This is a genomic window from Staphylococcus sp. acrmy, assembly GCF_022690565.1.
In the GTDB taxonomy this organism is placed as follows: domain Bacteria; phylum Bacillota; class Bacilli; order Staphylococcales; family Staphylococcaceae; genus Staphylococcus; species Staphylococcus caledonicus.
This window is the reverse complement of record NZ_JALCVE010000003.1, coordinates 1-12872: the sequence shown is the minus strand read 5'-3', so window position 1 is coordinate 12872 and position 12872 is coordinate 1. Positions and strand designations below refer to the sequence as shown.

Below are 12872 nucleotides of genomic sequence, written 5' to 3'. Positions count from 1 at the left end.
CATTTCTTTATTTAAGAATCTTTACGACGTGATTGTTCTAAACGATTGAGTTCCATTTCTACATCTAATCGCTCGTAATCCTCTTCGTTAATGCGTTTTAAATCTGCAATTAATGTACGTTTTACCTCATCTAGAGTAATACGTGTTTGTTCTAATTTTTGTTTCTCTTCGATAGTTTTCTTAGGCATTTTTGAAAGACGCGTATATGAATCGATTAAATTTAAGGCGTTATCTATATGTGAGTAAAAGAAGCTTTCTACTTTAAAAAATAAAGCAGGTCTTTGCTTGACTGCGAAATGAATTGATTTAGAAATTCTATAAATATCATTAATTTGGCGAAAATCTTTTAGAGATCTCACATTGATAAATGATTTTAAGATATTTCTAATTTTATCTTGTGCCTGGTTTAAGTGAGTTCTCACAAAACGATAATCTCTACGCGATAATCCAATTTCAGCTAAATACTTATTAGATGTAATTCTTTGAGTAGGGAAGTAAGAGACGAAAAACATGCCGACGCCTATTAATCCATCTATTATAAATGAAAGGTCAAACCCAAAGACGCTGACCATCCAGGAAACAAATGCTACTGGAACGCCTACAATTACACCTAAAAGTCGAGAAATATTATATTTCAAAATTCATCTTCCTTTATATAATTAAATCGATTTAAAATCTGAATATTGATCGTTGGAATTTAAATCTTCGATATCATAGTCAGTCACCGAAGAAACAGGTGAGGCACCATTTTTTACTGCATCAATAAATTGCTCTAAGTCTTGTTTTTCACCTTGAGCATATATATCTACATAGTCTTCTACATTTTCAACTGTTCCTACTATATGATATTTGTGTGCTAATCTTTGTGTATAGTAACGGAAGCCTACTCCCTGAACTGTTCCAAAAACTCGTAAATGCTTATGTTGCATAGTATCACCTCTTAAATATATTATACGAATTTTTGTATTAAAAAACTAATATTTACTATCACATTTCGCTCTACATCGGTCAAAAGTATGAGCCATTAAACTTGAATTCAAATGTAAAAAAGTTAAAATACTTGTTATAGGCTAATTTGAGAGGGGAATTTACAATGTGGACAGTTGCAAAGATTCGAGCTGACTATGAGGGATGGTGGTTATTTAGCGACTGGACAGATAAAATTATTGAAAAACATCAATTTGATGATTACGAAACTATGATTGAAAATTATGAGAAATTGATTAAACAAAGTATGCAATATTATGATAATTATGTAGTTGGGAAATACAATATTCACGCTTTTTATAATAATTGTGATTTAAATTTTTGTGAGGATTGCGATGAAGATTTGCAAATATTTTATAGTTTTATTGTTTTAAATAATAAAGATGTTTATTATAATCTCCCAAAAATTAATTAAATGACAATTTTCTATAATTGTATTGCAATTTAGTACGAATTAACATATAATAACTAATAAGCAATGGTTTTATTCCATATTGCAAAGAATATTTGTAAGAGTTATTTATAGGTTGTGTTATTAATACATAATTGTCACATGTATTTTTTGTAATATGCGAATAATGCATATTGAATGAATTTTAGTCTTGGAGGTTTCAGAATTATGAAACAAGGTACAGTAAAATGGTTTAACGCTGAAAAAGGTTTTGGTTTTATCGAAGTTGAAGGAGAAAACGACGTATTCGTACACTTCTCAGCAATTAACCAAGATGGTTACAAATCATTAGAAGAAGGTCAATCAGTTGAATTTGAAGTAGTTGAAGGCGACCGCGGTCCTCAAGCTGCAAACGTTGTTAAACTATAATAAATAGATTGTTAAATATTGACTTTAGTAACACCTTACCAAGATGTAAGGTGTTTTTTTATTTCTACAATTATAAAAAGCCTTATTCTACTGAAATAGTAGAATAAGGCTTTTCATCAATTTATTTTGTATCATTAATGATTAATTGTCTTAGTGATTGACGTTTAATAACTTCACGTGCTTTTCCATCTTTTAAGAAGAAGACAGGTGGTTTTTGCATTTGATTATAATTAGAAGCCATTGAGTAATGATATGCGCCAGTAGATAATATAGCTAAATAATCACCGCGTGCAACTGATGAAGGTAACTGCGCATCACGAATAATGATATCTCCAGATTCACATAGTTTACCTGCAATCGTTACAGTGTCATCCGCTTCTTCATGACGATTTACTAATAAGGCTTGATATTTAGCATCATATAAAGCAGTTCTAATATGATCACTCATACCACCGTCAATTGAAATATATTTATTTACATTTGGAATATCTTTAATTGTTCCTACTTCATATAATGTAATACCGGCTTCACCTACAATTGAACGACCTGGTTCGATACCAATTTCTGGCATGTCATAATTTAAACGTTCAACTTCATGTTTAATAGCGTTAGTAATTTCACCAATGCCTTCTTCAATAGGGAAACTTACATCGCTTTCAAGATATTTAATTCCAAATCCTCCGCCTAAGTTAAGCAACTCGACTTTAATGTCATTTTCATGTAACCAATTTAATACAATCTTCGCAGTTTCAATCATTGCTTCAGTGCCTTCGATTTGAGAGCCTATATGGAAGTGCACACCTTTTAAATGTAAACGTTTAGAATCACGCACTTTATTAACTGCTTCAAGTGCTAAACCATGACGAATTGATAAGCCAAATTTACTATCTTCTTGTCCAGTTTGAATAAATTCATGTGTATGAGCCTCTACGCCAGGATTTACACGAATTACAACATTAACAGTATCACTCGCATATCTATCAATTAAATCAATTTCTTCAAGCGAATCAATTACAAAATAACCTACGCCATTTTCTAACGCGTACTGAATCTCACGTTTAGCTTTATTGTTACCATGGAAATGAATCTTGCTAGGATCGAATTTAGCCTCTAGAGCTGTGTATAATTCCCCTTCAGACACCACGTCTAACTGTAAGTCTTCTTCTTGCACAAGTTTTACCATTTGAATACAAGTAAATGCTTTAGATGCATAAGAAATATTATATTTTAATCCGCTTTCTTGAAAAGCTTTATGATATCTACGCATTTGATTGCGAATTTCGTCTTCATCGTACACAATAGTAGGTGTCCCAAAACTTTGAGCAAGCGTTTTTAAGCTTGTGCCCGCCATTGTTAATTCACCATACTCATTATATTTAACTGCCATCTTTATCTATACTCCTTTATGAGAGAATCATGATTCATTGCACTAAGTTGTTCTGAGTTAGCGCCTACGCCCTTGAAAGTGTATTCATCAATGCGTATATCTTCATTATATAATATCACTTCATCTTGTGCATGGACTTCATCATTTACTTCTACAAACATATGACTCATCATTAAAGCTCGGATAGGGTAACGTTTGCCATTTATTAATGCTTCATGTTTTGCGCGAGACTTAAGAATACCGTCTCCATAGCCAATATCCACAACTGCTAAACGTGTATGATTTTTTGTTGCCTCAAAAGCAAAGCTGTAACCACAATAGTCACCATGATTAACTTCTCGTACTTGAATTACATTAGCTTTAACTGTGAGTGCCTGATTAATTTCTTGTTCATCTAAATTGCTATACGGACGAGAACCATATAACGCTATGCCCACACGTGCATGTGTATGATGAGGAAGAAGGGCGCGTCCTTCACGATAATAGCTTGCACTATTTTGTGAATGAATCATATCAAAATGATAGTCTTCATTTAATAAAGTGTTAACTACATTCAACCACGCTTCTCGTTCCACCGTATATTCCGGCACATCAAACTCATCAGCATAACCAAAATGAGTCCATAATCCTACAATATTCATTTTTTGATGACTTTGGTTATTTTGATGATCTACGATTACTTCTTTAATTTCATCTAATGATTTAAATCCAGAGCGATGTAATAAATTTTCAAATTCTAAATGGACATTAATCCCTTGTAAATCACTTTTATATTGATAATAGTATTCTAGTGAAGGTAAAGTCATTTGAATTTGATACTTTCTAACCGTTTCAAAATCATATACTGCATTCATTAAAAAGATAGTTGCTTTAGGAGCAAGTGAACGTATTTTCACTGCTTCCTTTAAAGATGTAGTACTAAATGTAGTTATCCCAGCTTTTAAAAAAGTTTTTACAGCAAATTCTAATTCATAATGGTAGGCATTATTTTTAACTACCGCCATGATTGAATTACCATTTTTTACTTTAACTACATTTTGATAAAATCGTTCTGTATCCACTGACCAAGTTGCTGTCACAGTCTATGACTCCTTTCCGTAATTTTTTAATAATTGTTCATAATAATTTGCTACATAAATTAAAACCTTTTCATCAAAATTAAAGGTAGGAGTATGTAGACCTGTTACAAAGCCTTTATCATCATTTCGTGTACCTACAAAAGCAAAATAAGAGGGCGCTAAATGTTGACCATAAAAACTAAAATCTTCCCCGAACAAGAAAGGTAGAGGTTTATCTATAACCTCTAAATTCGCATCTTGAATAGCTCGTTCAACGCTAGCACGCAATTTTGGGCTGTTCATAGTAGGTGGATATCCTTCTTCAAATTTAACTTCACATTCTACATTAAACAATAAGCTCACACTGTCAGCTATCTTTTGCATTTGAGCAGTTACAACTCTTAAGTCTTCAGGATCATATGTTCTAATTGTGCCTTCAAGATAACCATTACTAGGTACTGTATTAATGGCTTCGCCAGCTTCAAAGTGCCCCATATGAACAATATTTCGTTTTAATCCATTTAAATGATATTGTTGAATTTGTCCAACTTGGTTAAGTACATGTAACAGTGCTTCACCACATGAGTGTCCCTGTTCTTTATCGGCAACATGGCTTGATAATCCTTTTAAAAAGAATCTATATTCAGTAGCACTAGCAGTAATTTCTTCATCTCTAATGACTACTTGTCCTTCTTTTGCAAAAGGATTCACATGAATGCCGAAGACCGCTTCGATAGGGTAATCTTTAAATGCACCTGCTTTAATTAAACGATGTGCGCCACCGCCAGTTTCTTCAGCAGGTTGAAAGATAAAGACAACATTATGAGGTAGTTCATTACGGTCTGCCATAGTTTTACAACGTTTCATAAATAGCATTAACGCTGTTGTATGACCATCATGGCCACAAGCATGCATCACATTATCTGTTTGACTGCGGTAGTCCACTTCATTTTCTTCAAAGATAGGTAAAGCATCGATATCAGCACGAAAAGCGATAGTGTGATCACTATTACCTTCTAAATATGCAATTGCGCCAGTTTCTAAAGGTCGTTGATGTGGCACATCTAATTCTTCTAAAAATTGAATAATATGTTGTGTTGTTTCATATTCGTGAAGACTTAACTCAGGGTGTTGATGTAAATGTCTTCTATGTTTAGTTACAAATTCTAATTCGCTCATAATATCATTCCTTTAACTTATTTTTCGTTAAAAATTTTATATGTAAAGCTTAGCTTAATCATGGGAGAGTGAGGCATCAATAATGTGTCTGGAAAACTGATAAAATTAATGTCACAAAAATATAAATATGGTTAAGAGCCCGAAACATTTATTTAGTCAAATGTTCTAGGCTCTTAATCTTATAATTAGTAGGGATTAATTCAATATAGTTCTTAACTCAAAATAATTTTCTATTAAATTAACTTTTAGTCATTTAACTTTCTTAAAGCTGAAACAATTTCTCGTTTCGAATCTTCAACTTCAGAAGTTTGTTTAATTACTTTAGCAGGGGTACCAGCAACAACAGCACCAGCGGGAACATCTTGGGTTACAATTGCACCTGCAGCCACAATCGCACCTTCACCCACACGCACACCTTCAAGGATAACTGCATTGGCTCCAATTAAAACATTATCTTCAATAACTACTGGAGAGGCACTTGGTGGTTCAATAACACCCGCTAATACTGCGCCTGCGCCAACATGGACATTTTTACCAGTTGTAGCACGGCCACCTAATGTAGCATTCATATCTATCATAGTACCTTCACCGACAACAGCACCGATATTAATTGTTGCGCCCATCATTACTACAGCGCCATCTTTAATAATAGCTTGTTCACGAATAAACGCACCTGGTTCAATACGTGCGTTGGTATTCGTTAAATCTTTAAGTGGAATCGCTGAATTACGACGATCCATTTCTATCTCTAATTCGTCAATATTAGCTTGATAGCTATCATAAAATTCTTTCCATTCATCTGCCTCACAGAAAATTACTTTTGAATTTTCTGAACCAAATACTTTAAATGTTTGTGGAAAGGTTACATCTTCAAAATTACCATTTGCATATACTTTTAATGGTGTTGATTTCTTAGCATCGCTAATATATTGAATGATTTCTTCTGCTGACAAGTGTTGTACCATAAGTTTAGTCTCTCCTTGAAAATTATATTTTTATAGATTATCAAATGTATAATAACCATTAGGTAATTTAATTAATTTTTCACCGGCATTAATTGCACCGTTAGCGAAAATGTCTTTAGATTGTGCCTTATGAGAAATAGTGATTGTTTCATCAATACCGGCAAATAAGATATCATGTTCACCGACGATTGTACCGCCGCGAATTGCATGAATACCGATCTCATCTTTAGTACGTTTTTCATTACGTTCATGTCTATTATAAACTGGAGTAATGTTTTCTCGTGCTTCTTTAATCGCATCATACAATTTAATTAACGTACCACTTGGTGCATCTACCTTTTTATTGTGGTGCGCTTCAGTTAACTCAATATCAAAATCTTGTAATAGGGGAACTGCAGCTTCTAATATTTTAGTAAGTGCATGGACACCATAACTCATATTGGCACTAAAGAATACTGGCATGCGTGACGCTAATTCTTCAAGTTTTTTTACAATAGCTTCTTTTTCACCTGTAGTTGCAATCACTAAAGGTAACTCAAACGCTTCATCTAAAAGAGGTAATAGTAAGTTCGGATTAGAAAAATCAATAGCTACATCTGCTTTGTCTTGAGCATCAGCGATATGATCAAAATGTGTATATGGTGTAGCCTCATTATGTTCAGGTTCTATTACACCAATAATTTCATGACCTTTCTCTTCGGCAAGTCGTGCAACACGTTGGTTCATTGCCCCGTAACCAATTAATAAAATTCTCATTAAAGTTCACCCGCTTTAAACTGTTTATACGTATTTACTAATGCTTTTGTATCTTCAACTTCTAAAGGCAAGAGTGGTAAACGTAATTCATAGTTACCGAACCCTAAATAACTCGTTAACGCTTTAATTAGAATTGGGTTAACATCTACTGATAATGCGTTTAATAATTTACCAACTGCTTCAAACTCTTTTGAAATATCTTCTCCACTTTGTTTAGCATCGTATAGCGCTTGAAACTCTTTAGGAATCACATTTGCAATTACTGAAATAACACCGTTACCCCCGCGATTATAAAACTCTACAATGTTATCATCATTACCACTATATAAAGCAAATTCATCTTGATTAATACGTTTTTTAACTTCTTCGTAGTAATCAAAATCATTAGTGGCATCTTTGATTGCTACAATATATTGGTGATGACTTAGTGTTTCAACAGTTTCTGGATTAATCGTCATATTCGTTCTTGAAGGCACATTATATAACACCACAGGCAACTGAACTTTATTAGCAATCGTTTCAAAATGCTTAACAAGTCCTCGTTGATTCGTTTTATTATAGTACGGAGTGATTAACATAATCGCATCAGCACCGAGCGCTTTAGCACGTAATGAGGCTTGGATAGATTTTTCAGTATTATTTGTCCCAGTTCCCGCAATAATAGCAACTTGGTGATTAACTTGTTTAACGACCGCTTCAAGTACTGATTCTTTTTCATCTTCCGTCAAAGTAGGGCTTTCTGCCGTAGTCCCATTAACAATAATAGCTTGTACATTATTTTCTAATAAAAAGTCTACATGTTTTTCTAATGCGTTATAATCAACTTCATTATTTGTAAATGGAGTAGCTAATGCTACACCTACGCCTTCAAAGATATGCGTCATATTATCTAGCTCCTTTTAAATTAATGACTTGCTCCAATACTTGTACTGCATTTAATGCCGCGCCTTTAAGTAAGTTGTCAGATGTACACCATACGTGGAATGTATTATCTAAAGAATCATCACGGCGGATTCTACCCACGAACACTTCATCTTTACCAGTTGAATTAATCGCTTGAGGATATTCATTATTATCAGGATTATCTACTAGAACTACTCGGTTGTCATTTTCAAATAAATCTTTAATTTCTTGAACCGTTGCTTCTTTATCGAGTGTCACGTCAATTTCCACACTATGACTATCTTGAACTGGCACACGCGCACATGTTGCTGTTACTCGTAAGTCTGGCTCATGTAAAATTTTACGTGTTTCATCAATCATTTTTTGTTCTTCTTTGGTATAGCCATCCTCTAAGAACACATCAATATGTGGTAACACATTGTTATAAATAGGGTGGGGATAAGCTTCTGGAGCTTTACCATTTGCGCCTTCAATTAAATCTCTTTTACCCTTAACACCTGAACCAGAAACTGCTTGATATGTTGTATAGGCCACACGTTTCAAGCCAAATTTATCTTGTAATACTTTTAAAGGTACTACTGATTGAATTGTTGAACAGTTAGGATTAGCGATAATTCCACGTTTAAATTGAGGTTCATTGACTTCAGGAACAATTAAGTCAATATCTTCAGTCATTCGCCATTGGCTAGAGTTATCAATCACGATTGCTCCCACTTGTTCAAAGATAGGGGCGAATTGTGCGCTTGTTCCGCCACCAGCACTCATTAAAACGTAATCATATTTTTCACCTGCCGCTTGTTCAGTAAGTTCTTGAACAATGTATGTTTGTCCTTGGAAACTAATCTCTTTACCTGCAGATTTTGCAGATGAAAATAATACTAATTCGTCAAATTTAATATGCTTACGATCGATAGTTTCTAACATTTTTGTTCCAACTAATCCTGTTGCACCAACTACTGCTATTCTTGTCATGAAAAGTCACTCCATTGTTCTTTTTTGAATTTTCGAAAAATTAATTATAAATATTATGTGGAGACATGCGATATAAAAAAAGTAAGTTCGAAATGCACGAACTTACTCATAATATATATAAGTGATGCACTCCATTATCAAATAATAATGACAAACTCTTAGCTCTTAACCATAAAGTCCAATAAATTATAACTGCGTTTATAATTTACTTCGGCATCGCACCCTTTCAATATTAGCTGTTGCAGACAGTTAACCTAATATATACTGATGATTGATGCGCCTCATCGATTTTATTTAATTGTTATGAGTTACATTATACATAAGCTAAATATTTATGTAAACAGATAATTGTGATTTTTTGGAAAAGACTGAAAATTAGTCTGTGCTATTATATGAGAAAAACTATTTGCCTAAATAGAAAAATAGCTTGTTCCCTTAAACTTAATCTAAAAGGGGACAAGCTATATTTATTTAAAAGACTATTTTTGTAATATACCAATTTCTTGAAGATATTCTTCATAAGGTACTTCTTTAGATAGACCACCAGGTTGATTTAAATCAATGACACGATTTGAAATCGTATTAATGAATTCAAAGTCATATGAAGTAAAGATGATTGAACCTTTAAATGATTTCAAACCATCGTTGACAGCAGTTATACTTTCTAAATCAAGGTGGTTCGTAGGTTCATCAAGTAATAATACATTAGCACTTGAAAGCATCATTTTACTTAACATACAACGTACTTTCTCACCACCTGAAAGCACACTCGCTTTTTTCTTAACTTCTTCGCCACTAAATAACATACGACCTAAGAAACCACGTAAGAATGTTTCTGTTTGTTCGTCTTCAGGTGCATATTGACGTAACCAGTCAACCAAGTTCATGTCTACACCCTCAAAGAATTCTGAATTATCTTTAGGGAAATAGCTTAATGAAGTTGTGACACCCCATTTAAATGAACCTTCATCAGGTTCCATTTCGCCAGCTAGTATTTTTAATAATGTTGATTTAGCAATCTCACTATCTCCAATTAGAATAGCTTTATCATTTGGATTCATAGTAAACGAAATATTATCTAATACTTTTTCACCATCAATTGTTTTTGAAAGACCTTCAACAGTCAATAAATCATTACCAATTTCACGTTCTGGAGTGAATTTAACGTATGGATAACGTCTAGAAGATGGTTGAATATCATCTAATTCAATTTTTTCTAATTGTTTTTTACGACTAGTCGCTTGTTTTGATTTAGAAGCGTTAGCAGAGAAACGAGCGATAAAGTCTTGTAATTCTTTCATTTTTTCTTCTTTTTTCTTATTTTGTTCTTGAGCCATCTTTTGGGCTAATTGACTTGATTGATACCAGAAATCATAGTTACCGACATATAACTTGATTTTACCAAAGTCTAAATCTGCAATATGCGTACACACATTATTTAAGAAGTGACGATCGTGGGATACCACAATTACAGTATTATCAAAATGAATTAAGAAGTCTTCTAACCAGTTGATGGCAGGGATATCTAAACCATTGGTAGGCTCATCAAGTAATAATACATCTGGCTCTCCAAATAAACTTTGGGCTAATAACACTTTCACTTTTTGGTTGTTTTCTAATTCTGACATTTGCTTATCTTGTAAGTCAGCAGAAATTCCTAAACCAGAAAGTAGGGAACCAGCATCCGCTTCAGCGTTCCAACCGTTCATTTCAGCAAATTCGCCTTCTAATTCAGCAGCGCGAATACCATCTTCATCACTGAAATCTGGTTTCATATAAATTTCATCTTTTTCTTTCATTACTTCATATAAACGTTCATGGCCTTTAATCACTACGTCTAAAACACGCTCATCTTCATAAGCGAAGTGGTCCTGTTTTAAAACTGCTAAACGTTCGTCTTTACCCATTGATACATGGCCAGTTTGAGAATCTAATTCTCCAGATAATATTTTTAAAAATGTAGATTTACCAGCACCATTTGCCCCAATAAGTCCATAACAATTACCTTCTGTAAATTTAATATTTACATCTTCAAATAGTTTACGATCGCCGAAACGTAAACTTACATCAGTTACTTGTAACATGCATTTACTCCTTTATTAATCGTTTATCTAACGGAAAAATTATATCATATTATCTTTTGAGTTTCGACCTAATCTAAAACTGAAAGAGTGAAATGCTAGTTTCTATCAAGCGTGTTATAATAGGTAAGAATACAAACCCTTGAAGGAGAATATTATGGCATTAGATAAAGATATCGTTGGTTCAATAGAGTTCTTAGAAGTAACCGGCTTAGAAGGTTCTACTTACCTTTTAAAAGGGCCTAACAATGAACAAGTTAAATTAAATCAATCTGAAATCAATGATGAAGATGAATTAGAAGTAGGAGAAGAATATAGTTTCTTTATTTACCCTAACCGTTCAGGCGAGTTATTTGCTACTCAAAACATGCCTGACATTACTAAAGATAAATATGATTTTGCAAAAGTGCTAAAAACAGATCGTGACGGCGCTCGTGTTGACGTAGGATTACCTAGAGAAGTATTAATTCCTTGGGAAGACCTCCCTAAAGTTAAATCATTATGGCCTCAAGTAGGCGATTATGTATTAGTAACTATGAGAATAGATAGAGAAAATCAAATGTTCGCACGTTTAGCAAGCGAAACTATCGTTGAGAGTATGTTTACTCCAGTACTTGACGATAGCCAACAAAATAAATTAATCAAAGCACGTCCTTATCGCTTATTACGTGTAGGAAGTTTCCTATTATCAGAAGATGGTTATAAAATTTTTGTGCATGAATCAGAGCGTAAATACGAACCTCGCCTAGGTGAGGAAGTAGAAGTAAGAATTATCGGTCACAATGAGAAAGGTGAACTAAATGGTTCATTTTTACCTTTAGCACATGAACGATTAGATGAAGATGGTCAAATTATTTTCGATTTATTAGTTGAATACGAAGGAGAGCTTCCATTCTGGGATAAATCTAGTCCTGAGGCGATTAAAGAAGTCTTTAACATGAGTAAAGGTTCTTTTAAACGAGCGATTGGTCATCTTTATAAACAAAAAATGATCAACATTGAAACTGGCAAAATTTCACTAACCAAAAAAGGTTGGAGTCATGCAGAACAATAATGAATAGAGACGGTTTTCTTCTATTATTAAGTTTCGCCGCTACAAACAAATACAAACAATTTACTATTATTACAAAACATTCATTGTTTAAGTTATAGCTTAATCAGTGAATGTTTTTTATTTTATAAAGTTTTTTTATTTACCATATTGAATTTTCTATCATCTTAACAAAACCTTTACATTTAATCTATTTTATATTAACAAAAGGTATGTAATATAGGCATTGTAAGAAATACATATAACAATTTGGGTTATTTATATTAGGAGGATGTTTCAATGAAAAAATGGCAATTAGTCGGTACAACTGTTTTAGGCGCTTCGGTATTATTAGGCGCATGTGGCGGTGGCGATAGTAGTGGTAGCGGTTCAGGAGATGGCAAAGATCTTAAAGGTCAAGCAAAAGGTGAAGGTTCATCTACAGTAGCTCCAATCGTTGAAAAATTAAATGAAAAATGGGCAAAAGACCATCCAAACGCAACTATCTCATCTGGTCAAGCAGGTACTGGTGCTGGCTTTGAAAAATTCATCGCCGGTGAAACTGATTTCTCACAAGCTTCTAGACCTATTAAAGATGAAGAAAAACAAAAATTAGAAGATAAAGGTATTAAATATAAAGAATTCAAAATTGCACAAGATGGTGTAACAGTTACAGTTAACAAAGATAATGATTTCGTAAATGAATTATCTAAAGACCAATTGAATATAATCTT

At 33.3% G+C, this 12872-nt stretch carries 14 protein-coding genes and 1 riboswitch; of the genes, 4 read left to right on the top strand and 10 right to left on the bottom strand.

Annotation, left to right across the window (positions count from 1 at the left end; genetic code table 11):
* Positions 1–11: 11 nt before the first annotated feature.
* Together FH144_RS03540 and FH144_RS03535 are read right to left on the bottom strand one after the other, a co-directional pair.
* Entirely contained in the window at positions 12–638 is a 627-nt protein-coding gene (locus FH144_RS03540) for a 5-bromo-4-chloroindolyl phosphate hydrolysis family protein (RefSeq protein ID WP_242313719.1), read from the bottom strand.
* A gap of 21 nt (positions 639–659) precedes the next feature.
* Positions 660–929, bottom strand: coding sequence for an acylphosphatase (locus tag FH144_RS03535; RefSeq protein ID WP_242313717.1), 270 nt, complete (start codon positions 927–929; stop codon positions 660–662).
* Positions 930–1093: 164 nt separating this feature from the next.
* Between FH144_RS03535 and msaA the strand changes: the two genes are divergently transcribed.
* Positions 1094–1402, top strand: a complete 309-nt coding sequence (gene msaA / locus FH144_RS03530; RefSeq protein WP_242313715.1) for a regulatory protein MsaA — start codon at positions 1094–1096, stop codon at positions 1400–1402.
* Between the two features lie 204 nt (positions 1403–1606).
* Positions 1607–1807: a cold shock protein CspA gene (gene cspA, locus FH144_RS03525; RefSeq protein WP_002433901.1), complete on the top strand. Its 201-nt coding sequence runs from the start codon at positions 1607–1609 to the stop codon at positions 1805–1807.
* Between the two features lie 121 nt (positions 1808–1928).
* Here cspA and lysA read toward each other — a convergent pair whose 3' ends face one another.
* The 8 genes from lysA to FH144_RS03485 all read right to left on the bottom strand — a co-directional run bounded on the left by lysA (position 1929) and on the right by FH144_RS03485 (position 11111).
* Complete coding sequence (gene lysA, locus FH144_RS03520) at positions 1929–3194, bottom strand: diaminopimelate decarboxylase (RefSeq protein ID WP_242313713.1); 1266 nt, start codon at positions 3192–3194, stop codon at positions 1929–1931.
* A 2-nt stretch (positions 3195–3196) separates the two neighbouring features.
* Positions 3197–4273: an alanine racemase gene (locus FH144_RS03515; RefSeq protein ID WP_242313711.1), complete on the bottom strand. Its 1077-nt coding sequence runs from the start codon at positions 4271–4273 to the stop codon at positions 3197–3199.
* A 3-nt stretch (positions 4274–4276) separates the two neighbouring features.
* Entirely contained in the window at positions 4277–5431 is a 1155-nt protein-coding gene (locus tag FH144_RS03510) for a M20 metallopeptidase family protein (protein WP_242313708.1), read from the bottom strand.
* A 245-nt stretch (positions 5432–5676) separates the two neighbouring features.
* Positions 5677–6396, bottom strand: a complete 720-nt coding sequence (dapD, locus tag FH144_RS03505) for a 2,3,4,5-tetrahydropyridine-2,6-dicarboxylate N-acetyltransferase (RefSeq protein WP_242313707.1) — start codon at positions 6394–6396, stop codon at positions 5677–5679.
* Positions 6397–6426: 30 nt separating this feature from the next.
* On the bottom strand, positions 6427–7152 hold the full coding sequence (gene dapB / locus FH144_RS03500) for a 4-hydroxy-tetrahydrodipicolinate reductase (RefSeq protein ID WP_107507944.1): 726 nt from the start codon (positions 7150–7152) through the stop codon (positions 6427–6429).
* Entirely contained in the window at positions 7152–8036 is an 885-nt protein-coding gene (dapA, locus tag FH144_RS03495) for a 4-hydroxy-tetrahydrodipicolinate synthase (RefSeq protein WP_242313704.1), read from the bottom strand. Before dapA ends, dapB begins: the two co-directional genes overlap by 1 nt.
* Position 8037: 1 nt before the next feature.
* On the bottom strand, positions 8038–9027 hold the full coding sequence (locus FH144_RS03490; RefSeq protein ID WP_242313703.1) for an aspartate-semialdehyde dehydrogenase: 990 nt from the start codon (positions 9025–9027) through the stop codon (positions 8038–8040).
* Positions 9028–9143: 116 nt separating this feature from the next.
* Positions 9144–9320: riboswitch (Lysine riboswitch) on the bottom strand.
* Between the two features lie 186 nt (positions 9321–9506).
* On the bottom strand, positions 9507–11111 hold the full coding sequence (locus FH144_RS03485; protein ID WP_107507947.1) for an ABC-F family ATP-binding cassette domain-containing protein: 1605 nt from the start codon (positions 11109–11111) through the stop codon (positions 9507–9509).
* 154 nt (positions 11112–11265) lie between these two features.
* On the opposite strand from FH144_RS03485, the gene cvfB reads away from it, so the two are divergent.
* Both cvfB and FH144_RS03475 read left to right on the top strand, forming a co-directional pair.
* The gene (gene cvfB, locus FH144_RS03480; RefSeq protein WP_242313702.1) at positions 11266–12162 is read left to right on the top strand and encodes an RNA-binding virulence regulatory protein CvfB; all 897 of its coding nucleotides are present in this window, start codon (positions 11266–11268) and stop codon (positions 12160–12162) included.
* A gap of 276 nt (positions 12163–12438) precedes the next feature.
* Positions 12439–12872: substrate-binding domain-containing protein (locus FH144_RS03475; protein ID WP_242313699.1), on the top strand; the 434-nt coding region annotated here is incomplete at its 3' end.

Bases quoted from the DNA above. Each gene is read 5' to 3' on its own strand.
- cspA (WP_002433901.1), top strand. From the start codon at position 1,607: ATGAAACAAGGTACAGTAAAATGGTTTAACGCTGAAAAAGGTTTTGGT.
- dapA (WP_242313704.1), bottom strand. From the start codon at position 8,036: ATGACGCATATCTTTGAAGGCGTAGGTGTAGCATTAGCTACTCCATTT.
- FH144_RS03510 (WP_242313708.1), bottom strand. From the start codon at position 5,431: ATGAGCGAATTAGAATTTGTAACTAAACATAGAAGACATTTACATCAA.
- msaA (WP_242313715.1), top strand. From the start codon at position 1,094: ATGTGGACAGTTGCAAAGATTCGAGCTGACTATGAGGGATGGTGGTTA.
- cvfB (WP_242313702.1), top strand. From the start codon at position 11,266: ATGGCATTAGATAAAGATATCGTTGGTTCAATAGAGTTCTTAGAAGTA.
- FH144_RS03485 (WP_107507947.1), bottom strand. From the start codon at position 11,111: ATGTTACAAGTAACTGATGTAAGTTTACGTTTCGGCGATCGTAAACTA.
- lysA (WP_242313713.1), bottom strand. From the start codon at position 3,194: ATGGCAGTTAAATATAATGAGTATGGTGAATTAACAATGGCGGGCACA.
- dapB (WP_107507944.1), bottom strand. From the start codon at position 7,152: ATGAGAATTTTATTAATTGGTTACGGGGCAATGAACCAACGTGTTGCA.
- FH144_RS03535 (WP_242313717.1), bottom strand. From the start codon at position 929: ATGCAACATAAGCATTTACGAGTTTTTGGAACAGTTCAGGGAGTAGGC.
- dapD (WP_242313707.1), bottom strand. From the start codon at position 6,396: ATGGTACAACACTTGTCAGCAGAAGAAATCATTCAATATATTAGCGAT.
- FH144_RS03490 (WP_242313703.1), bottom strand. From the start codon at position 9,027: ATGACAAGAATAGCAGTAGTTGGTGCAACAGGATTAGTTGGAACAAAA.